The sequence below is a fragment of the Nonomuraea basaltis genome, assembly GCF_005893125.1.
Lineage (GTDB): Bacteria > Actinomycetota > Actinomycetes > Streptosporangiales > Streptosporangiaceae > Nonomuraea > Nonomuraea basaltis.
On record NZ_VCJS01000031.1, the window covers coordinates 1 to 21,092 of the forward strand.

A 21,092-nucleotide genomic window follows, 5' to 3' on the forward strand; every position below is an offset into this window, starting at 1 on the left:
GGGCTGGGCGGGCTGGTCGCGCAGACGGCGACGCCGTATTCGACGGCCGACTACTTCGCCGACGCCCGGTTCCGGCACAAGGACGACATCGACGAGGCCGTCAAGGAGGAGGGCCTGGTCGCGATCCTGGGCGTGCCGCTGCGGCTGGGCAAGCGGGTGATCGGCGTGCTGATGGCGGCCAACCGCAGCGCCAGGCCGTTCCACCAGGAGGAGGTGTCGCTGCTGGCCAGCCTGGCCGCGCACGCCGCCGTCGCGATCGACAACGCCAGGCTGCTGCAGGAGACCAGGAACGCGCTGGAGGAGCTGTCCCATGCGCACCGGACGGCCAGGGAGCACGGCGAGGCCGTCGAACGGGCGGCACTGGCCCACGACCGGATGACCTCGCTGGTGCTGCGCGGCGGCGGGATCGAGGACGTGGCGGCCGTGGTGACCGATGTGCTGGGCGGGTCGCTGGCCGTGCTCGACGACCTGGGCCGGCCGATCACCGGTGCCGTGGGCGAGCTGGCGGAGCTCGACGCCGGGGTTTTCGAGGCGGCGCAGGCGTCCAGGGCGCTGGGGCGTACCGTGCGCAGGGGCGATCTGCTGATCGCCTCCGTGGACGTCGGCGGGGAGCCGCTGTGCACGCTCATCCTGCGCAGCGACGACGCCGACGAGCGGATCCTGGAGCGGGCGGCGCTGGTGTGCGCGTTGCTGCTGCTGTTCCGCAGGAGCGTGGCCGAGGCCGAGGGGCGGGTCAGGGGCGAGCTGCTCGACGACCTGATCTCGCGGCCGGACTCCCCCGGCCTGGCCGACCGGGCGCGCCGGCTCGGGGTCGACCTGGACGCGCCGCACGTCGTGGTGGTGGTCAAGCACGGCGGGCAGCGGGAGCGGGCGGCGTTCTGGGCTTCCTCGCAGGCCACGATGCGCCACGGGCTGGCCGCCGGGCGGGGCGACGAGGTGGTGCTGTTGCTGCCGGGTGAGAACGCCGGAGGCATCGCGCAGCGGGTGGCGGCCGAGCTGAGCGCGTCCCTGCACAGCCCGGCCACGGCGGGCGCGGCGAAGGCGAGGAGCGTTGCGCTGTGTCATGGCGATCTCATGCCGGCTTCTGAGACCGCCAAGGCCTATCAGGAGGCGCGGCGGTGTGCCGAGGCGCTGATCGCGCTCGGGCGCGCCGGGGACGGTGCGAGCGCGGCCGAGCTGGGCTTCGTCGGGCTGCTCGTCGGCGACGGCCGCGACGTGCGCGGCTTCGTGGACCGGGTGCTGGGCGAAGTGATCGACTACGACGCCCGCAGGGGGACCGCGCTGGCCGGCACGCTGGCCGCGTACTTCGGCACCGGCGGCTCGCCCTCGCGTACGGCCGAGGCCATGCACATCCACGTCAACACCGTCACGCAGCGGCTCGACAGGATCGGCAAGCTGCTCGGCGACGGCTGGCTGGAGCCCGAGCGCGCTCTGGAGATCCAGCTGGCGCTCCGCCTGCACCGGCTCGGCCACACATCCACCTCGCAGACTGTGGGCCCGGACTCCATATGAGTGATGCCGGTCACTCTTTACCGTGACCGGCATGGCCACTTCCATCAAGAAGATCGTCGCCGCGAGCCTGATCGGCACCACCATCGAGTGGTACGACTTCTTCCTGTACGGCTCGGCAGCCGCGCTCGTGTTCAACAAGCTCTTCTTCCCCGACTCCGACCCGCTGACCGGCACGCTGCTGTCGTTCCTCACCTACGCCGTCGGTTTCATCGCCCGCCCGCTCGGCGGCCTGGTCTTCGGCCATTTCGGCGACCGGCTGGGCCGCAAGACGCTGCTGGTCGTCAGCCTGCTGATGATGGGCGCCGCGACGTTCCTGATCGGCTGCCTGCCGACGTACGAGACTCTCGGCCCGGCCGCGGCGCTGCTGCTGACGGCGCTCAGGCTCGTGCAGGGCTTCGCGCTCGGCGGCGAGTGGGGCGGCGCGGTGCTGATCGTCTCCGAGCACGGCGACAGTCGCCGGCGCGGCTTCTGGGCGTCCTGGCCGCAGGCCGGCGCGCCGGGCGGGAACCTGCTGGCCACCGGCGTGCTGGCGGCGCTGGCCGCCTGGCAGCCGGACGAGGCGTTCCTGTCGTGGGGCTGGCGGGTGCCGTTCCTGCTGTCGGGCGTGCTGGTGCTGATCGGCCTGTGGATCAGGCTGTCGATCAGCGAGTCGCCGGTGTTCCAGCAGGCCCCGCCCGAGGAGCGGGCGCCGATCGTCGGCGTGCTCCGCTACCACTGGAAGGACGTGGTCACCGCGATCGGCGCGCGCCTGGCCGAGAACATCTCCTTCTACCTGCTGACCGTCTTCGTCATCACGTACGCCAAGACCACCGGAATCTCGAACTCGACCGTGCTGACCGCGGTGCTGATCGCCTCGGCCATCCACTTCGTCACGATCCCGATGTGGGGCGCACTGTCCGACCGCGTCGGCCGCCGCCCGGTCTACCTGGCGGGCGCCGCCGGCATCGGGGTGTGGATCTTCGCGTTCTTCCCGCTCATCGACACCGGCAACTTCCTGGCGATCACCCTCGCCGTCACCGTCGGCCTGCTCTTCCACGGCATGATGTACGGCCCGCAGGCGGCCTTCTTCTCCGAGCTGTTCGGCACCAGGATGCGCTACACCGGCGTCTCGATCGGCGCGCAGCTGTCGGCGATCGTGGCAGGCGCGCTGGCCCCGCTCATCGCCGTCGCACTGCTGAAGACCTACTCGAGCAGCGTGCCCATCTCCATCTACCTTGGTCTGGCGGCGCTGCTCACCCTGGTCGCGGTCTACGCCGCACGCGAGACCCAGGGCCGCGACCTCGCCGAAAGGGTCCACGCCTCATGAAGATCACCACGCCGCGGCTCACCCAGCACGTCCTGACCGCCGAGGGCAGGGACACCGGCGAGCCCGTGCTGTTCGTGCACGGGAATGTCTCCTCGGCCGCGTTCTGGCGCGACAGCATGGCGGCGCTGCCCGAGGGCTACCGCCCGCTCGCGGTCGATCTGCGCGGCTTCGGCGAGACCGACCCCGAGCCGGTGGACGCCACCCGGGGTCTTCGCGACTACTCCGACGACGTGCTGGAGCTGATCGGGGAGCTGGGCCTGGACGGGGTCCACCTGGTCGGCTGGAGCCTGGGCGGTGGCGTCGTCCTGCAGGCCCTGCGCGACCGCCCGGCCGCCGTCAAGAGCGTCACCCTGGTCAACCCCATCTCCCCGTACGGCTTCGGCGGCACGGAAGGCACCGAAGGCCGGCTGACACACACCGACGGCACGGGCTCGGGAGCGGGGGCCGCGAATCCGGACTTCGTGGCACGACTGAAGGCGGGCGACATGTCGGATGAATCCCCCACATCCCCACGCAGCGTCTTCCGCTCGGCCTACGTCAAGAACGCGGTCACCGACGAGGACTTCTACCTGCGGTCGATGCTCACCACGCGGGTGGGCGAGGCCCACTATCCGGGTGACGGGGCGGCCTCCGGCACGTGGCCGCACGTGGCCCCCGGCAAGCATGGCGTGCTCAACGCCGCCGCCCCCGTCCACTTCCGGCTGGACGACCTGCACGAGATCGACCCCAAGCCGCCCATCCTGTGGATCAGGGGCGCCGACGACCTTATCGTCTCCGACACGTCCCTGTTCGACCTGGCCCACCTGGGCGCGCTCGGCGTCGTGCCCGGCTCCCCCGGCACGCCGGCCCAGCCGATGGTGGCCCAGACCAGGACGGTCCTGGAGCGCTACGGCCCGTACCGCGAGGCCGTGATCGAGGACTGCGGCCACAGCCCGCACCTGGAGCACCCCGCCGAGTTCCGGCGCCTGCTGGCCGAGCACCTCAGGGAGACGTGATGCTGGTAGCGCTCACCCTGGTGGCGAGCCTGCTCACGCCGGTCCAGCAGCTCGCGGTGCCGGGCGCGGAGCGGCAGGTCGTCGCCGCGCTCGGCGACCTGACCACCGCGGGCACCGCGCAAACCGGGCACACCGACCCGGCCGACTGGGCCGGGCTGCACTCGGCCGCCACCGTCAACCCGACCGGCGTGCCCGGCGTCCAGATCGACGGCTACTTCCCCGACACCTCGACCGGCAACGCCACGCACGGCTGGAACCACGACTCCCAGTTCGTGATCAGACTGCCCGACGACTGGAACGGCGGCCTGGTCGTCAGCGGCACCCCCGGCAACCGGGAGCAGTACGCCAACGACTACACGATCTCCGACTGGGTCCTGTCCAAGGGCTACGCGTTCGCCGCCACCGACAAGGGCAACGTCGGCCTGGCCTTCCACGAGGACGGCCGGCACCCCGGCGACGCCGTCGCCGAGTGGAACCACCGCGTCACCCAGCTCGCCGTGGCCGCCAAGGCCGTGGCCGGGCAGCGGTACGGCAGGAAGCCGGCGCGTACGTTCGTGGCGGGCATCTCCAACGGCGGCTACCTGGTCAGGTGGCAGCTGGAGAATCGCGGGTGGCTCTACGACGGCGGCGTGGACTGGGAGGGCACGCTCTGGCGGGTCAAGGGCGACAACCTGCTGAGCTTCCTGCCGCCGGCGCTGCGGGCGTATCCGGACGAGGCCGGCGTGCGGGCGGCCGGGTTCGCGGCGGGCTCGGAGTTCCTGTGGCCGTTCCACCGGCAGTACTACTGGGAGCTGACCCAGCAGCTCTACCAGAAGGAGCTGGACCCGTCCTACCAGGGCGCGGCCGCCGACTACGACTACGACGAGCGCCGGCCCTACGCGGCGGTGGCGAAGATCGCGCTGACCGGCCGGATCACCAAGCCGCTGATCACGATTCACGGGACGCTCGACGCGCTGCTGCCGATCTCCCGCAGCTCCGACGTCTACGCGCGGATGGTGGGACCGCACCGGCCGTTCCGCTATTACCGGGTCGAGGGCGGCAACCACCTGGACGGCCTGGTGGACGTCCATCCAGATCGGCTGAAGCCGCTGCTGCCGGTCTTCAGGAGTGCCTTCCAGGAGCTGGAGGGCTGGGTCAGTCCCTGAGGTAGCGCTGACTGCCCGCGCGCGCCAGGCGCACCATGTGCCGCGCGCCGGGCAGCCGCCGGCCGATCCGGTGCAGCGCGGTGTCCCGGCCCATGGGCGAGCGCTCGGGGTGGACCGCGGCGGCGGGGCGCACCTCGACCCTGCCCCGGCGCACCTCCAGCGCGAACCGCAGCCCGAGCTCCTCGTCCGCCGAGCGCAGCGACGCCCGCCAGTCGCCGGGGCCGAGGTGCTCCACGCCCGGCATCAGCCGCTTGACCGGCACCTTGGCCACGAGCTGCCCGGCGAGCCTGCCGGGCACCCCGGCCTCGGCCAGCGCGGGGGCGCACACCTCGCGCTCGCGCCGCCCGGTGCTGCGCAGCACCAGCTCCAGGGGCGGGCCGCCGCTGGGCGGCACGTACGGCACCGGCAGCACGATGTACGCGTTCCCGTCGAGCTGCTTGACCTCCACCCCCGGCGACACCAGCGCGATCGACTCCGAGAACGAGCGCGGCTCCACGGCCAGGCCCAGCTCACCCTGGTCGGTCCAGCACGGCACCACCAGCCGCGTCCTGGGCCGCTGGGCCAGCACGCCCAGGCAGTTGAGCGGCCCGGCGGTCCGGCTGACCCGGCTCCTGGCCTGGTTGGCGCCGCCGAACATGCGCACGTGCACCTCCCACTGACCGGGCCTCAGCGGCTGGCCGAGCGCGGCGGTGGTCACGTCGATCCTGGTCTCGCCCTTGATCTGCAGGCGGACGCGGCGGCCGCCGTCCTGGATCACCTCCACGTGCTGGGCCAGCGGCAGGAAGTGCACGACGCCCGTCTCGGCGTGCCGCACGTAGACCTCGATGCGGGCCCGTTCGACGGCCTCGCTCACGTCGGTGACGCTGGTGCCCAGCAGCCTGGCGTCGACGGCGCGTGGCGGGATCCAGTTCAGGCGCGGGCCGTCCGAACGGTACCTTTCCGGCCGGTCGTCGCTGCCGAGGACCTCCACCGTCACCCCGAGCACCAGGACGTGGGCGTCCCAGCGCACCTCCGTGAGGTCGGCGCGGAGCCCGCACCGCCTGGAGGACTTGGCCAGCAGCACGATCTGGTCCAGGCGCCCCATCCGGACGAACGCGGCCACCGCACGCAGCTGAACGGGCAGGTAGCGGTCGAGCCGCTCGGGGAAGCGCTCGGCCATGAGCTCCTGCACGAGGCGGAAGTGCAGGCCCCTGTCCACGGAGGATTCGGCGAACCTGCTGGTGAGCAGCGGCCGGAGGACGGCGTAGCGGTACCAGTAGGCGTACATGCGGTCGCGCTGGCGGCCCTCGCCGACGTAGGTGTCGACGTCGTCGAGCAGCCCGCGCAGCTCCTTCGCCATCGCCCGCGGCTCCTCCTCGGCCCTCGGCCGCTCGCCGAGGTGGCAGCACACGTGGTCGGCCAGCACGGCGATGACCTTGGCCTGCAGGTACGCCCGCATCACGAACGCCTGCTCGGCCAGCCGGCCGCCGGGCACGGCGAACCCCAGCTCGTGCTCCACCAGGAAGGCGCGGCGGTAGAGCTGCTGCGGGCGGAGCAGGCTGAGCAGGCGGTCGCGCAGGATGTCGGCGCGGGCGGTGCTGCGCGCGAAGGCGATCAGCGGCGGGCCGTGGTCGCGCGCCAGGCGGCCGATCAGCACGTCCGCGTCGGTCTCCACGGCGCGCTCGTGCATGCGCGCGAGCGCGTCCCGTTCGAGCCGGTCGCCCTGGTCGAGGAAGAAGACGTAGTCGCCGGTCGCGGCCGTCAGCCCGACGTTGCGGCCGTGCATGGGCGAGCCCGTGTGCGGCAGGTGCAACGTCCGCGCGTTGTCGCGGTTCGCCGCGATGGTGTCGAGGCGCTCGGCGATCCCGTCCGTGGACCCGTCGTCCACGAGGATCACTTCGTAGTCGGCCGCGGGCATCGTCTGCTCCAGCGCGGAGCGAATGCACGCGTCGGCGGTGTCACCCGGATTGTGGACGTTGACGATCACGCTGACCTTCACAACCATGCGGCCAGCGTGCGCCCGAATACACGATTCGGGCGCGGCGGCTTGCCGATTGCAGAGGGAAAGTTGACCTGTACCTGTGCCCCTTTAGGTGACGGGGCCTTCTAGTACCAGCCCACCCGCTGCGAGTGTCCCCAGGCCGCGCACGGCGTGCCGTACCGGCCCTTGATGTAGCCCAGGCCCCACTTGATCTGGGTGGCCGCGTTGGTCTGCCAGTCGGCGCCCGCGCTGGCCATCTTGGTGCCGGGCAGGGACTGCGGGATGCCGTACGCGCCGGAGTAGCGGTTCATCGCCCGCTCGTTCCAGCCGCTCTCCTTCGTCCAGAGCGACTCCAGGCAGCCCCACTGGTCCGCGCCGAAGCCGAACTGACCGAGCATGGCCTTGGCGGTCGCCTTGTTGGAGCCCGGCGAGGGGTCGCTGCCCGGCGGGAAGTTCACCGGAGGGAACCCGTCGCCGGCGGGCGCCTGCTTCGGCACGACCCAGTCGAAGTCGGGGCTGTCCCCCGCGCCCGAGCGGCCCTTCTTCAGCTTCTCGGCCCGGTACGCCTGCTCGGCCGCGGCCTTGAGCGCGTCGGTCTCGGGGTCTGGCGCGGACAGGTCGCCGCTGGCCAGCTTGCCCATGTCGTCGATGGTGAACTTCGCGGTGGGCGGCGTGGCGGCATTCTCAATGGCACGGTAGGCGATGAAACCCCCGCCACCACCGACGATCACCAGCGACAGGACGATGATGGCGATGCGCTTCGGGGTCAGGCGCGAAGGCCGGGGGCGCGCCGATGGGACATCTTCCGTTGGGGGGCGCTCACTCACACGCGGACCGGGGCTCACGATCCATGAGCTTGCCCTGTCCTAGGGGGTACTCCGCAACCGAAACGCGGGAATCGTTTGGCGCCCTCTTGGGCAACCAGCTCTTTAGCATGGCATTTCCGGAAAACTGTGACTTTCATCACAGCAAGGTGGCCCCCCTTCGAGCGCCCGTCAACCGAAGGGAAGCCGCTACCAGCGTTGCGTGCCCACTTCGGGATCGCATGCCTGGAACGTCACAGTTTGATGACACAACCCGGGTATTCGGGACATGGAATAATAATGTGCGCGTGGCAGGCATCCTCCTTGTTGAAGACGACCCCTCGGTCCGCACGGCCCTCGAGCTGGCGCTGACCCGGCAGGGGCACTCGGTCACGTCCTACGCGACGGGTGAGGAGGCCCTGGACCACATCAGGTCCCGCCGCCCCGAGATCGCGATCCTGGACGTCATGCTCCCCGGAATCGACGGGATCGAGGTGTGCCGCCGCGTGCGCAAGCTCGACCAGCTCCCCGTCATCCTGCTCACGGCCAGGGGCGACGACCTCGACGTGGTGGTCGGCCTGGAGGCCGGCGCCGACGACTACGTGATCAAGCCGGTCGAGCCTCGGGTGCTGGACGCGCGGATCCGTGCCATCCTGCGCAGGGCGGAGTCCGCCACCTCCGATCGGATCACGTTCGGCGACCTCGTGATCGACCGCGGCGCGCTCAAGGTCATGCTGGACGGCAAGGAGATCCACCTGACGCCCACCGAGCTGCGGCTGCTGCTGGAGCTCGTACGCCACCCCGGCCAGGTGCTCAACCGCCGCTACCTGCTGCGCGCCGTCTGGGACCACACGCACATCGCCGACTCGCGGCTGGTGGACGCCTGTGTGCAGCGCGTCCGCGCGAAGATCGAGCCGAAACCCGCCGAGCCCGTTTTCATCCACACGGTGCGCGGGTTCGGCTACCGGTTCAACCCTCCGTGATCCCGCTCCCCACCGGGTTGCGGGCGCGCCTGGTCATCACGTTCACGCTCGTCGCCGTCACCGCCTCGACGCTGGTCGCCACGATCGGCTTCGAGCTGGCCAAGACGGCGCTGGTGACCCGGGCCGAGACCACCTCGCTCAACGTGGTGACCAGGGAGCTCAGCAGCATCGACTTCCCCGTCGGCAAGCTCATGCCCGGCGAGGCGGCGCCGACGACCAAGGAGCTGGACCGGCTGGCCCAGGCCCTGAGCGGCCCCGGCCGCGGCGCCCTCATCGAGTACGGCGACCTCGTCTCCCGCAACGGCCCCATGACCATGAGCGACGTGCCCAACGAGCTGTACGGCCGGGCCAACCGGAGCGTCGTCACCCAGCGCAAGGTCATCCGCAACGAGCTCTGGCTCATCGTCGGCGCCGAGGTGTACCGGGACGCCGAGGGCGTGCCCCAGGCCACCGGGCTGCGGGCGTTCGTCTTCTTCCCGATGCGCGCCGACGAGAGCCAGCTGGCCACGCTCCGGACCACGCTCTTCCAGGGCGGCGCCGCCATCGTGCTGATCGCCCTGGTCGTGGCGCTGCTGTCGGCCAGGCAGGTGCTGCTGCCCGTCCGGCGGCTGAGCGCGGCCGCGCAGGCGCTCGGCGGGGGCAGGCTGGACACGCGGCTGCCCGTCCACGGGCAGGACGAGCTGGCCGAGCTGACCGCCAGGTTCAACGACGCGGCGGCGGCTCTGGAGCTGAGCGTGTCCGAGCTGCGCTCGCTGGAGGCCATGTCGCGCAGGTTCGTGGCGGACGTCTCGCATGAGCTGCGCACCCCGCTCACCGCGATGACGGCCGTGGCGGACATGCTCTCGGAGGAGGCCAACCGCCTGCCCGAGGCGCCGGCGGAGGCCGTCCGGCTGGTGCTCAGGGAGATCGAGCGGCTGCGCGAGCTGGTCGAGCACCTCATCGAGATCAGCCGCTTCGACGCGGGCACGGCCATACTCAACCTCGAGCCCGTCAACGTGGCCGACGCCATCGCGGACTGCCTGGAGGTACGCGGCTGGAGCGACCAGGTGAAGGTGAACGCCTCCCAAGGCCTGACCGCCAACCTCGACCCGAGGAGGTTCGACGTCATCGTGGCCAACCTCGTCGGCAACGCACTCAAGCACGGCCTGCCCCCGGTGGTGGTCACCGCCAGGGGCACGGAGAACGGCCTGGAGGTGAAGGTACGAGACCACGGCAAGGGCATCCCGCGGGAGGCGCTGGCCCACGTCTTCGACCGCTTCTTCAAGGCGGGCGCGGGCCGGGCCCGGAGCCAGGGCAGCGGCCTGGGCCTGGCCATCGCCAGGGCCAACGTGCACCTGCACGGCGGCACGATCTCGGTACGCGTCCAGAACCCCGGCACCCTGTTCACGGTCTGGATGCCGCACGCATGAAGACCGTCCGCGTCCTCGTGATCGCCGCCCTGCTGGCCGTGGCGGCCTGCGGCATCTCGCCCACCGACGTCCAGGACCGGGGCACCGCGCCCACCATCAGGATCCCGCCGCCGTCCAAGACGATCTATCTGGTCAGGGACGGCGAGCTCACCCTGGAGCCGGCCGACGTCGAGGACGACACCGTCGAGAGCCTGCTCGGCGCGCTCTTCGCGGCCTCCTCACAGCCGCTCGGCGACCGGGACACGGATCTGCGCGGGTTCACGTACCTGGGGATCAAGGACTCGCTGAACCCGGTGCAGCGGGACGAGATGCAGCTTCCCCGTACGTCGACGCTGACGGTCCACATCAGAGGCCAGGGCACGCTGACCAGGCTCGGCATGGCCCAGATCGTCTGCACGGCCCAGCAGGACGCGGCGTACGAGCAGGTCAAGATCGTCCGAGACAACGAGAACCGCCCCGCGAAGGTCGAGGGACGGTTCAGATGCGGCGACCTGAAGTGACCTTCGGTGGGCCGCGTCCAGCGGCCCACCGAAGTCAGCGGGCGAAGCCCGCGCTCACATCGTGATGTCCTCCAGCATCTCCGTCACCAGCGCGGCGATCGGAGAGCGCTCGGACCTGGTCAGCGTGACGTGCGCGAACAGCGGGTGGCCCTTCAGCTTCTCCACCACCGCCACCACACCGTCGTGCCTGCCGACCCGCAGGTTGTCGCGCTGGGCGACGTCATGGGTGAGCACGACCCGCGAGTTGGCGCCGATCCTGCTCAGCACGGTCAGCAGCACCCCGCGTTCGAGCGACTGGGCCTCGTCCACGATCACGAACGCGTCGTGCAGCGAGCGGCCGCGGATGTGCGTCAGCGGGAGCACCTCCAGCATGCCCCTGTCGAGCACCTCCTCGATCACCTCGGGAGAGGTGACCGCGCCCAGCGTGTCGTAGACCGCCTGCGCCCACGGGCCCATCTTCTCGCCCTCGCCGCCCGGCAGGTAGCCGAGCTCCTGGCCGCCCACGGCGTAGAGCGGGCGGAAGACGACCACCTTGCGGTGCTGGCGGCGCTCCAGGACCGCCTCCAGGCCCGCGCAGAGCGCCAGCGCCGACTTGCCGGTGCCGGCCCGGCCGCCGAGCGAGACGATGCCGATCTCGGGGTCCATCAGCAGGTCGAGCGCGATGCGCTGCTCGGCGGAGCGGCCGTGCAGGCCGAACACCTCGCGGTCGCCGCGGACGAGGCGTACCGACTTGTCGGGCAGCACCCGGCCGAGCGCCGAGCCCTTGGCCGACAACATCCGCAGGCCGGTGTGCGTGGGCAGGTCCCTGGTGTCCTCCAGGTCCGCAGTGCCGTGCTCGAAGAGCGCCTCCACGTCTTCGGTGGTCACCTGGATCTCGGCCATCCCGGTCCAGCCCGACTCGTGCACCAGCTCGGCCCGGTATTCCTCGGCCGACAGGCCGATCGAGGCCGCCTTGACCCGCATGGGCAGGTCTTTGGACACCAGCACGACGTCACAGCCCTCGGCGGCCAGATGGCGCGCCACGGTCAGGATGCGCGTGTCGTTGTCGCCCAGGCGGAACCCCACGGGCAAGATGGACGGATCGCTGTGATTGAGCTCAACCCTGATCGTGCCATCCCCCGTCGGCATGGGCTCGTCGAGCCTGCCGTACTGGATCCGCAGATCGTCGAGGTAGCGGAGAGCCTTCCTCGCGAAGTAGCCGAGTTCGGGATGGTGCCGCTTTCCTTCCAGCTCCGTGATGACCACGATCGGAAGGACGACGTCGTGCTCGGCGAACCGGGTCATCGCCGCCGGGTCGGCTAGCAAGACCGAGGTGTCCAGCACGTACGTGCGCTTGGTCGGCTGGTTCGTAGGGTTGCTCGAGGACACTGCCACACGTTCTCCCCCGGGCGCCCAACGTGCGGGCACCCTGCAGACGAGGCGGGAATCGGACCGGACCCGCGTCCCCGACCGCGAACTGCCGGCGGCGCCGGGTTCCGGCCCCCCTCGGCAGATGTTGGTGCAAAGGCGGGCCCTCTCCGGAGTGTTCGACCTGTGGCCGGACACTTCCAACGTTACGTCCTCGATACCCGAATGTCGTGTCAAGAACCGTAACGTCGGTGTCTCGCAGCGTAATCGCGCAGCGCCCGCAGGAAGTCCACCCTGCGGAAGTCCGGCCAGTAGGCCTCGTGGAAGTAGAACTCGGAATGAGCGCTCTGCCACAACATGAAGCCGGACAAGCGCTGCTCGCCCGAGGTCCGGATGAGGAGGTCCGGGTCGGGCTGGCCGCGTGTGTAGAGATGCTCCGCGATGTGCTCCACATCGAGTACCTCGACAAGGTCCTCGATGCTCGCCCCCTTGCTCGCGTGCTCCTGGAGGAGTGAGCGCACCGCATCGGCAATCTCACGTCTTCCTCCATACCCAACTGCAACGTTCACAATCAGGCCCGGACGGTGTGATGACACTTCTTTTGCATTTTTTAGGACATTAGCCGTCCGGTCGGGGAGCAGATCGAGTGCGCCGACCGGGCTGATCCGCCAGCCTTCGGCCACGAGCTCCCGCGTGACGTCCTCGATGATGCCCAGAAGCGGCTCCAGCTCCTCCCGCGGCCGGTTGAGGTTGTCGTTGGAGAGCATCCACACGGTGACGACCTCGACGCCGGTCTCGCGGCACCAGGTGAGCAGCTCGGAGATCTTGTCCGCGCCCTTGCGGTGACCGGTGGCCACGTCGCGCATGCCCATGGCGCGTGCCCAGCGCCGGTTGCCGTCGATGATGACCCCGACGTGCCGGGGAATGATGTCCTTCGACAGCTTGGCCTCCAACCGGCGTTCGTACAGCCGGTAGACCAGGTCGCGCAGGCCCACGGAGTGCCTCCCCAGCGGTGCTGTGCCTTCGGTCCAATGACCCAACAGGCAATTATCACCGCGTTTCGCCCGTGCCTGCTCCCTCTATCGGATTCCTTACCAGATCTCTTCCTCCCAGACACCACTCGGCCTCCTCGACGAGGCCGCGTACGAACGCCGCCAGCTCGGCCGACGTCAGCACCGCCCGCATGCCCACGCCCGTCGTCCCCCACGCCTCCACGTAGGCCCGCCTGGTCAGCCGCCACTCGCCGCGCCGGCCCCGCCGCCCGGGCACCCAGAGCGGGATCGTCCTGAGCTGGCAGCGCAGCTCCCCGCCGCCCACCAGGCCGGACCTGCTGCGATAGCGGAAGGAGAACAGCTCACCGTCCGGCTCGTCGCCGGGGAACCTGTCGTCGGGATCTTTCCACCGCCGGGCCTCTCCCCGGCCCTGGCGGGCCTCGTCGACGCCGCGCGCCAGGCGTGCGAGCAGCCAGCCGCATCGCTCGCCCACGCTGCCGTACGGGGTGCCGTCGCGATACAGCTCCAGGGTGACCTCGTACGGCGTGCCCAGGCTGTCCCGGCACGCGACGGGCGTGACGGTCAGATAAGATCCGTCGACGCAGCGTAGTCCCCCCATTTCTCCAGCATTTCCCGCCGAAAGTGGGCTAAACCCGACTATGTCTGAATGCTTTCCGGCCGTGATCCCGCAGGCCCGGCGGCTGGTACCACCCGGTCCAGCCCTCGGGGACGCGATCGTTCACCGCCGGACGGCTCGCGACGGCAGCAGGCGGGACCACCAGGGGGACTTGGCGGCGGGCCGGTCCGGCATGCGGCCGCGCTCGCGCAGCCAGGCGGCGAAGTCGTCGGCGTCGGTGCGGTAGCTGGGCGGCGGCGCGCCGCGAGACCGTGCGTAGGCGGCGAACTCGGAGGCCAGGCGGGATCCTGCGGCGATGGCCGTGTCGGGGCGGATCCTGGCCACGATGCTGCGCCGCTTGGCGACCAGGCTCGCGGCCTGCGCCCGCACCCGCTCCTGATCGAAGCCCTCAGGAACGTCACCCCCGGCCACCAAGGCCTCGACCAGCCGCGCCTGCGCCTCGGCCAGCCTCGCCTGCGCCGCCACCATGTCCGCCGGCACCTCCCGCCGCTCCTGCGTCTCAGCCGGCCCCTGCTCGCCCGCCGCCGAGCCCGCGCCGGTCACTTCCACCCCACCCCCGAACGGGCCGGGCGTCACCGGGGCTCCCCTGCCAGGGACATCGCGGTCCTGATCTTGGACAGCTCGTCCGCCAGGGCCGCGTCGCTCGGGAAGTCGTCGTCCCATTCCAGCAGCACTCCGGGCGGGGTGGCGCGGGCGCACAGCTCGGTGAGAAGGTCCAGCACCGGCTGGGGCGCGGCGGTGGTGTGCGTGTCGTGCCAGATGCCGTGGTGCTCGTACCCGCCGGCCACATGGACGTAGGCGAGGTGCTCCAGCGGGAGCGCGTCCAGCGCGGCCACCGCCGACAGGCCCAGGTTGAACTGGTTGGTGTACAGGTTGGCCACGTCGATCAGCAGCTTGACCCCGGTCTGCTCCACCAGCTCGGCGAGGAACTGGCCCTCGGTCAGCTCGTCGTCGGGCCAGCCGAAGATGGCCGCGACGTTCTCCAGGGCCAGCGGAACGGGCAGCGCGTCCTGCGCCCTGCGCACGTTCTCCGTGATGACCCGCAGGGACTCACGCGTACGCGGGACGGGCAGCAGGTGGCCCGCCTCCAGGCCGCCGCCGCGTACGAAGGCCAGGTGCTCGCTGACCAGCGGCGCGTCCAGCGCCCCGGCGCAGGCGGCCAGGTGGGCGAGCCGGGCCGGCGAAGGAGGCTCGGCCCCGCCGACGCCGAGCGACACCCCGTGCGGGATCACCGGCACGCCCTTGGCCCGCAGCACGCGTAGCGACTCGGGCAGGTGGGCGGGCTTGAGGTTCTCGGCGATCACCTCGACGAAGTCGACGTCCGCCATGCGCTCGATCGTCAGGTCCAGCTCCGCCCGCCAGCCGATCCCTACACCCAGTTCCGCCATATCAGCCCCCTCCGCCATAAAGGCCCCGTTCCCTTCAGCTTGGCTCTCGCCCCCGCTATATCGGCCCTCTGGACCACCAGCACTTCCGGGCCGTTCGGCTTCCGGCCGTGCCATCAGCCCCCTCCTCCACCGCAGCCACCGCCGCCGCAGCTCGGCCCGCTGGATGACGAGCTGTCGCCGCTCGGCCCGTCCGGTGACGAGCCGCCCCCGCCGCAGCCGCCCGCGCCTACCACGTAGACGCCATCGCTCCCGGCGCGCCTCCGGCTCCCGCGGCGGCCCCGGCTTTCGCTCCCGGTGAGCTCGACTTGGAGGTCGTGGTTGCGCAGCTCGCCGAGACCGTACAGCGCGATGGCGACGGGCGCCTCGGCGGTGCCTTGGGCGTTGTCCCGCCGGGCCGCGTCGAGCGTCTCCTTGCCCGACGGCGTCAGCGTGACCCGCGTGGCCCGCTTGTGGCCGGCGATGACGATCGCCGCGGCCACCCCCGTGGCCGCCAGGACGAGCATCGCGAGCAGGGGCAGCAGGATCATCAGAACCACGGCCGACACCACCGCGACCACGACACCCGCGTACGCCGCCACTGCCAGCGCCCGCAACCGGGCGCTGAGCCTGCCGGCCTGGGCGAAGGCGTCGTCGGGATGGAGCAGCCCCAGCCCCGTGAGCCGGCGCTTGAGCGCGGCCATGGCCAGGGTCCGCGTGGTCTCGATCCTGAGCGCGACCACGGGCAGCCCCGAGCGAGAGGCGACGATGCCCAGCACCGCCTCCTCGATGGGCTCGCGCGAGACGACGCCGGAGTGGACCTGGTGGACACGACCCCCGCGGGACACGCGCAGGTCGCCCGAGTCGGCCAGCAGTGCGATGGCGGTGTCCGCCACCCGGCCGGGGCCTGCCGCCAGGTAGGCGAGCTCGTAGTGGCCGAGGTCACGGCGGCGGGAGCCCGTGGCGGCCGCCCGGATGGCGGCGTGCTCTCGTTTGATCGCAGAGGCGGTGGTGAAGGTGAGCGCCGCCAGCGCCACCGAGACGATCAGCAGGATCAGATCCATGCAGGCCTCCCCTCCGTGCAGCCCGACAGGCTGGGTAACCGGGAAGACGCGTAAAGCGGGGGTAAAGGTTCCGGCCGCTGGGATACAGTTTCGCGCCGCCGGCCGCCGGCCGCCAGTCGCAGGCCGCCACAGGCCATAGACCGGCCCCCGCAGGCCTTCAGCTGCTGCCGCAGCTTGAGCCGCCACCGCCACAGCTGGACGAGCCCCCACCACAGCTGGACGAGCTCCCACCGCAGCTCGACGAGCTCCCGCCGCAGCTTGACGAGCCGCCGCCGAAGTCCAGACCGCCGTAGGAGTCGCTGCCGAACGTCGTGCCGTCGCCGCCGCTGTAGGTCCCGCAGGATCCGGCGCAGTCGTTCGGGTCGCCGGCCGACAGCTCGGCGCAGAGCGTCTGGTCGCCGGCGTCCGCCAGGCCGTACAGGGCTACGGGCAGCCCCACCGCCATGGCCAGCGAGCTCTGGTCCCGCACGCCCCTCGGGTGATGCTGATGCGCCGACAAGAGGACCTCGCGTCCCTCGCGCGTGATGATGTTCCGCAGCCTCCGCCCCTTCCTGTAGGACGCCACGAGACCGTTGAGCACGGCGATCCCACCGAAGAACAGCGCTCCGAGGAACACCGGCTCATTCGCCGCCAGCCCGACGACGGCCAGCACGAACAGCAGCACCATGAACCCCACGGCCACGCCTGCGGCGATCTGCAGGTGCTGCCTGCGCCGCCACGCCGGGCCGAACGCGTGCTCCCGCACGATCAGGCCGCGGCCTTCGAGCCCGCTGACGAGATCGGTCAGCGCGGGATGCGTCTGCAGCGCCCGCCGCAGCTCGCCGGCCCGGTAGCCGCCCGGCCTGACCGCCAGCGCATGGAGCACGGCCTGCTCGATCGGCACCGGCGAGGGCCGCGCCCCGCGTACCGGGGTGACGTGGGACCCCCTCGACACGCGGATGGCGCCGGCCGTCGCGAGGACGGCCAGCGCCGTGTTGATGGCCCGCCGCGGGCCGCCGGACAGATAGGCCAGCTCGTACGGGGACAGGTCATGCCCCCTGCCAGTCGGCTTCGCCTCGCTGACGCGCCTGCGCTCGCGTTCGACGCGCTGGTTGGCCGCGCTGACCAGGAGCACCATGCCAAGCGCGGCAACGAGCAGGACGTAGTCCACGGTGGCCCCTCTCTTGCGGTACGGCAGATCGCCAAGCTAGATGGCGCCGCCGTACCGCACAAGAGGGCTTCGCTCAGCCCAGGCGGTCGAGCAGGGCGTTGTACTCGTCCCACAGCTCCTTCGGCAGGTGCGCGCCGAACTTGTCGAAGTGGGCCGGGATCAGCGCGGCCTCCTCACGCCACACGTCGCGGTCGACCGACAGCAGCGCGCGCAGGTCCTCCTCGGACAGCTCCAGGCCCTCGGTGTCGAGGCCGGCGGGCAGCAGGCCGATCGGGGTGGGCACGGCCCTGGCCTCGCCGTTGAGCCGCTCCACGATCCACTTGAGCACGCGGCTGTTCTCGCCGTAGCCGGGCCAGATGAACCGGCCGTCGGCGTTCTTGCGGAACCAGTTGACGTAGTAGATGCGCGGGAGCACGGCGCCCTCGCGGCGGCCGATCTTCAGCCAGTGGCCGAAGTAGTCGCCCATGTTGTAGCCGCAGAACGGCAGCATGGCGAACGGGTCGTGGCGGAGCTCGCCGACCTTGCCCTCGGCCGCGGCGGTCTTCTCGGAGGCGACGTTGGCTCCGAGAAAGACGCCGTGCTCCCAGCTCAGCGACTCCGTGACCAGAGGCACCGCGGTGGCGCGGCGACCGCCGAACAAGATCGCTGAAATGGGCACGCCCTTGGGGTCCTGCCACTCGGGTGCGATGGTGGGGCACTGGGAGGCCGGGGTGGTGAAGCGGGCGTTCGGGTGGGCGGCCGGTTCGCCGCTGTCCGGCGTCCAGGAGCGGCCCTTCCAGTCGGTCAGGTGCGCCGGCGGCTCGTCGGTGAGGCCCTCCCACCACACGTCGCCGTCGTCGGTGAGCGCGACGTTGGTGAAGATGCTGTTGCCCCAGAGGGTCTTGATCGCGTTGGCGTTGGTCACCTCTCCGGTCCCGGGCGCGACCCCGAAGAAGCCGGCCTCGGGGTTGATCGCGTGGAGGCGGCCGTCGTCGCCGAAGCGCATCCAGGCGATGTCGTCGCCGACCGTCTCGACCTTCCAGCCGGGGATGGTGGGCTGGAGCATGGCGAGGTTGGTCTTGCCGCACGCGCTCGGGAAGGCGGCGGCGATGTAGCGGGTCTCGCCGGAGGGCGGAGTGAGCTTGAGGATGAGCATGTGCTCGGCCAGCCAGCCCTCGTCGCGAGCCATCACGCTGGCGATGCGCAGGGCGTAGCACTTCTTGCCGAGCAGCGCGTTGCCGCCGTACCCGGAGCCGTAGGACCAGATCTCGCGGGTCTCGGGGAAGTGGCTGATGTACTTGGTCGAGTTGCACGGCCACGGTACGTCCACCTGACCCGGCTCGAGCGGCGCCCCGACGGAGTGGACCGCCTTGACGAAGTCGCTGTGCTCATGGTCGCGCTCCTCGATGAGGCGGAGCGCCCGGTCACCCATCCGCGTCATGATCCGCATGGACACGGCGACGTACGCGGAGTCCGTGATCTCCACGCCGAGCTGCGAGATCTCGCCGCCGAGCGGGCCCATGCAGAACGGCACGACGTACATGGTCCGGCCGCGCATGCAGCCCTTGAACAGCTCGCCGAACGTCTTACGCATCTCGGACGGCGGGATCCAGTTGTTCGTGGGCCCGGCGTCCTCCGCACGCTCGGAGCAGATGAAGGTACGGTCCTCCACCCGCGCCACGTCGCTGGGGTCGGACTTGGCGTAGAAGCTGTTCGGCCGGGCGGCGAGCCGCGTGAACGTGCCCTCCTCGACGAGAAGGTTGGTCAGGCGCGTCCACTCCTCCTCCGACCCGTCGCACCACTCGATCCGGTCCGGCTGGGTCAGGGCTGCGATGTCGCTCACCCACGCGGCCAATTCTCTATTGCTCGTCGGTGCGGTTACTGCCACGGAAACGGACACGGCTGTGACTCCTCCACTCTCTCAGGGCCCAGTCATCATTAACGACGAAGCGACCGGAAAGCCAATTGGCATAGACCTCTTGGCGCGGCCATCGCCGCAGGCAGCGGCCCTGACGATTGAGGGAGCCTACCCATGCGGAGGAGATTTAAAAGAAAAATTGTCGGCAGTGGTCCAGTCCAATTGACCTGGTCTAAACCAATTTCCACAGTGGTTTAGTCCATTCCGCGGCCCGTTTCCGCTGGATGGTCTCAGGAATTGACGTCGGGCCCCTCGGAGCGAACTCTGTCGACGTGCTGGAGCGCGTCGCGCAACTCGGCGAGCCACGTGTCGGTGTTCTTGCCGACCAGGCGCACGCACCAGGCGAGCGCGTCGCTGCGGCTCCTGGCCACGCCGGCGGCCACGAGAGTGTCCAGGACCTGCCGTTCCGTCTGGCGCAGCCGGGTCATCACGGGGACGGACAACGTGGTGAACATCACAGTCTCGCCGCCGCAGACCACGCCCCAGGAGACCTTCTGCCGGAACTTGCGCTCGGCCTCTCTGGCGATCTCGACGCGCCGCTCGCGCGTCTCCTCTCTGAACCTTCTGGCCAGCCCTTCGATCAGGGTGCCCCGCTCGGCCTCTGGCACGTCGCCGGGTGGGTCGGGCAGCGTGCCGAGCACCGCGATCTCCTCACGGTCCCTGATGATCTTTGGAGCCTCGGTGAACCAGTCGCCGGGAAGCCGCCCGGTGAACCAGCCGCGGACCTGCGCCGCCACATCATCTGTTGCCATGTAATCAACATTACATAGTTGCGCCGCAATTGCATCCAGAGGGAAGGAGGATGTCGCGCGAAGGAACGTGCGGCTAGCGGACCTTGGCCGCGGCGATGGGGCTCACCCGCACGATGCCGGCCAGGCCGCGCGTGTGTATCGGGGAGAGCTTGACCACGTCTCCGGTACGCGGCGCCTGGATCATCTTCCCGTCGCCCCAAATAATCGCCACGTGCGAGATGTAGCCGGGATTCGTCGGGTCGAGGCGCCAGAAGATGAGGTCGCCCGGCTGCGCCTGCGACAGGGGCACCTGCGGGCCGGCCACCCACTGCTGGTGCGTCACCCGGGGCATCCGCACCCCGGCCTGGGCGTAGGCCCACTGGACCAGCCCGGAGCAGTCGAAGGTGTCGGGCCCCTCGGCCCCCCACACGTACGGCCTGCCCAGCTTGGAGGCGGCGGCCTTGAGCGCCACGGTGACCTGCTCACCTGTCATGAACGAACCGGCGGGCCAGTTCTGCGCGACCTTCTGCTGCGGCTGGGGCAGCACCGGGTTGACCATGGCGACCTGAGTGCCCTTGGGCAGCTTCTTGAGGATCTTGGTGCGGAGCGCGGCGGAGTTCACGTTGGGGGCGCTGACGATGAGCGCGTTGTCGTGCGGCAGCCCGAGCGTGCGCCCGACGTCCTTGGAGACGACGGCGTCCACGGCGCCGATGCCGGTGGTGGCGTACGCGCCGATCCGCAGCGGCCCGGCCGGCCCCGACACCTTGCGGTGCAGCTGGAGCCCGCCGTCACTGCCCAGCACGAACGAGACCGCGACGTCGCCGGCGGCCACGTTCTGCCACAGCGCGTCGGAGGACGCGGTCACCTTGGGCGTGTACGACCGGAACGAGGACGGGTCGACCGCGAGCGTCTGCACCCGCTTGCCGTCGAGCGTGATGGACGCCGCGTCGGCCAGCTCCAGCGCCCGCACCCCGCGCAGCTTGGCCACCTTCTGTAACAGCTCGTTGGTGAACGGCTTGCGGGTGAGCACGAACAGGTTGGGCTTGTGCAGCTTCTTCAGCGGCGCCACGGGCTCGGCGGTCCTGGCCGGCTGCTGCTTTTGCTCCTGCTGCTGGTGCTCCGCCATCAGCGTCTGCCTGGGCTCTGGCGGGGGCGCGGCGGCGCTGGGGGCGCCCGGCCGGCCCGACGTGGCGAGCAGCAGCACGTCGGCGGTCAGCACCGCGACCAGCGCCACCACGATGAACGGCACCAGCTTGTACGTCGTGTCACGCCGCCTAGGCGTCCCGACCAGATAGCT

At 70.8% G+C, this 21,092-nt stretch carries 19 protein-coding genes; 7 read left to right on the forward strand and 12 right to left on the reverse strand.

All coding sequences use genetic code 11. From position 1 onward, the window contains the following. The 4 genes from EJK15_RS16925 to EJK15_RS16940 all read left to right on the forward strand — a co-directional run. On the forward strand, positions 1–1,512 hold a 1,512-nt coding region (locus EJK15_RS16925; RefSeq protein WP_138711393.1), incomplete at its 5' end, for a helix-turn-helix domain-containing protein. A 31-nt stretch (positions 1,513–1,543) separates the two neighbouring features. After that, positions 1,544–2,818 carry an MFS transporter gene (locus tag EJK15_RS16930; protein WP_138711394.1) on the forward strand — a complete coding sequence of 425 codons (1,275 nt, stop codon included), beginning with the start codon at positions 1,544–1,546 and terminating at the stop codon, positions 2,816–2,818. Continuing rightward, positions 2,815–3,813 (forward strand): alpha/beta fold hydrolase, encoded by a 999-nt coding sequence (locus tag EJK15_RS16935; protein WP_138711395.1) that lies wholly within the window; start codon positions 2,815–2,817, stop codon positions 3,811–3,813. The genes EJK15_RS16930 and EJK15_RS16935 overlap by 4 nt, the downstream gene beginning before the upstream one ends. After that, the gene (locus tag EJK15_RS16940) at positions 3,813–4,958 is read left to right on the forward strand and encodes an alpha/beta hydrolase family protein (RefSeq protein WP_138711396.1); all 1,146 of its coding nucleotides are present in this window, start codon (positions 3,813–3,815) and stop codon (positions 4,956–4,958) included. Before EJK15_RS16935 ends, EJK15_RS16940 begins: the two co-directional genes overlap by 1 nt. Here EJK15_RS16940 and EJK15_RS16945 read toward each other — a convergent pair. Further along, positions 4,948–6,942, reverse strand: a complete 1,995-nt coding sequence (locus EJK15_RS16945) for a glycosyltransferase family 2 protein (protein WP_138711397.1) — start codon at positions 6,940–6,942, stop codon at positions 4,948–4,950. The genes EJK15_RS16940 and EJK15_RS16945 overlap by 11 nt on opposite strands. Positions 6,943–7,043: 101 nt before the next feature. After that, entirely contained in the window at positions 7,044–7,745 is a 702-nt protein-coding gene (locus EJK15_RS16950) for an aggregation-promoting factor C-terminal-like domain-containing protein (RefSeq protein WP_240777022.1), read from the reverse strand. A gap of 284 nt (positions 7,746–8,029) precedes the next feature. Between EJK15_RS16950 and EJK15_RS16955 the strand changes: the two genes are divergently transcribed. The 3 genes from EJK15_RS16955 to EJK15_RS16965 are packed head-to-tail and all read left to right on the forward strand — an operon-like array spanning position 8,030 to position 10,613. Next, on the forward strand, positions 8,030–8,704 hold the full coding sequence (locus tag EJK15_RS16955) for a response regulator transcription factor (protein ID WP_138711398.1): 675 nt from the start codon (positions 8,030–8,032) through the stop codon (positions 8,702–8,704). Continuing rightward, on the forward strand, positions 8,701–10,113 hold the full coding sequence (locus tag EJK15_RS16960) for a sensor histidine kinase (protein WP_138711399.1): 1,413 nt from the start codon (positions 8,701–8,703) through the stop codon (positions 10,111–10,113). Before EJK15_RS16955 ends, EJK15_RS16960 begins: the two co-directional genes overlap by 4 nt. Then, on the forward strand, positions 10,110–10,613 hold the full coding sequence (locus EJK15_RS16965; protein WP_138711400.1) for a hypothetical protein: 504 nt from the start codon (positions 10,110–10,112) through the stop codon (positions 10,611–10,613). Before EJK15_RS16960 ends, EJK15_RS16965 begins: the two co-directional genes overlap by 4 nt. Before the next feature lie 54 nt (positions 10,614–10,667). Here EJK15_RS16965 and EJK15_RS16970 read toward each other — a convergent pair whose 3' ends face one another. From EJK15_RS16970 to EJK15_RS17015, 10 genes are all read right to left on the reverse strand, one after another. Beyond that, the gene (locus tag EJK15_RS16970) at positions 10,668–11,987 is read right to left on the reverse strand and encodes a PhoH family protein (protein WP_276615398.1); all 1,320 of its coding nucleotides are present in this window, start codon (positions 11,985–11,987) and stop codon (positions 10,668–10,670) included. Between the two features lie 206 nt (positions 11,988–12,193). Then, on the reverse strand, positions 12,194–12,955 hold the full coding sequence (locus EJK15_RS16975) for an isoprenyl transferase (RefSeq protein WP_138711401.1): 762 nt from the start codon (positions 12,953–12,955) through the stop codon (positions 12,194–12,196). 55 nt (positions 12,956–13,010) lie between these two features. Continuing rightward, on the reverse strand, positions 13,011–13,445 hold the full coding sequence (locus EJK15_RS16980) for a hypothetical protein (protein ID WP_240777023.1): 435 nt from the start codon (positions 13,443–13,445) through the stop codon (positions 13,011–13,013). Between the two features lie 246 nt (positions 13,446–13,691). After that, the gene (locus EJK15_RS16985; RefSeq protein WP_138711403.1) at positions 13,692–14,165 is read right to left on the reverse strand and encodes an SCO6045 C-terminal-like domain-containing protein; all 474 of its coding nucleotides are present in this window, start codon (positions 14,163–14,165) and stop codon (positions 13,692–13,694) included. Then, a complete protein-coding gene (locus EJK15_RS16990) occupies positions 14,162–14,977 on the reverse strand; it encodes an MbnB/TglH/ChrH family RiPP precursor modification enzyme (protein WP_138711404.1) in 816 nt (271 codons plus the stop codon). Before EJK15_RS16990 ends, EJK15_RS16985 begins: the two co-directional genes overlap by 4 nt. A gap of 113 nt (positions 14,978–15,090) precedes the next feature. After that, positions 15,091–16,017 carry a TIGR04222 domain-containing membrane protein gene (locus EJK15_RS16995; protein ID WP_138711405.1) on the reverse strand — a complete coding sequence of 309 codons (927 nt, stop codon included), beginning with the start codon at positions 16,015–16,017 and terminating at the stop codon, positions 15,091–15,093. 157 nt (positions 16,018–16,174) lie between these two features. Next, positions 16,175–17,167: a TIGR04222 domain-containing membrane protein gene (locus EJK15_RS17000; protein WP_138711406.1), complete on the reverse strand. Its 993-nt coding sequence runs from the start codon at positions 17,165–17,167 to the stop codon at positions 16,175–16,177. Positions 17,168–17,240: 73 nt separating this feature from the next. Beyond that, complete coding sequence (locus EJK15_RS17005; RefSeq protein ID WP_138711407.1) at positions 17,241–19,046, reverse strand: phosphoenolpyruvate carboxykinase (GTP); 1,806 nt, start codon at positions 19,044–19,046, stop codon at positions 17,241–17,243. 248 nt (positions 19,047–19,294) lie between these two features. Beyond that, positions 19,295–19,816, reverse strand: coding sequence for a hypothetical protein (locus tag EJK15_RS17010; protein WP_138711408.1), 522 nt, complete (start codon positions 19,814–19,816; stop codon positions 19,295–19,297). A gap of 73 nt (positions 19,817–19,889) precedes the next feature. Continuing rightward, positions 19,890–21,044 (reverse strand): C40 family peptidase, encoded by a 1,155-nt coding sequence (locus EJK15_RS17015; protein WP_138711409.1) that lies wholly within the window; start codon positions 21,042–21,044, stop codon positions 19,890–19,892. Between the last annotated feature and the right edge of the window lie 48 nt (positions 21,045–21,092).

What these genes read in the sequence shown, in the direction of transcription:
- EJK15_RS16930 (WP_138711394.1), top strand. Translation starts at nt 1,544, where the DNA reads ATGGCCACTTCCATCAAGAAGATCGTCGCCGCGAGCCTGATCGGCACC.
- EJK15_RS16935 (WP_138711395.1), top strand. Translation starts at nt 2,815, where the DNA reads ATGAAGATCACCACGCCGCGGCTCACCCAGCACGTCCTGACCGCCGAG.
- EJK15_RS16940 (WP_138711396.1), top strand. Translation starts at nt 3,813, where the DNA reads ATGCTGGTAGCGCTCACCCTGGTGGCGAGCCTGCTCACGCCGGTCCAG.
- EJK15_RS16945 (WP_138711397.1), bottom strand. Translation starts at nt 6,942, where the DNA reads ATGGTTGTGAAGGTCAGCGTGATCGTCAACGTCCACAATCCGGGTGAC.
- EJK15_RS16965 (WP_138711400.1), top strand. Translation starts at nt 10,110, where the DNA reads ATGAAGACCGTCCGCGTCCTCGTGATCGCCGCCCTGCTGGCCGTGGCG.
- EJK15_RS16990 (WP_138711404.1), bottom strand. Translation starts at nt 14,977, where the DNA reads ATGGCGGAACTGGGTGTAGGGATCGGCTGGCGGGCGGAGCTGGACCTG.
- EJK15_RS16995 (WP_138711405.1), bottom strand. Translation starts at nt 16,017, where the DNA reads ATGGATCTGATCCTGCTGATCGTCTCGGTGGCGCTGGCGGCGCTCACC.
- EJK15_RS17010 (WP_138711408.1), bottom strand. Translation starts at nt 19,816, where the DNA reads ATGGCAACAGATGATGTGGCGGCGCAGGTCCGCGGCTGGTTCACCGGG.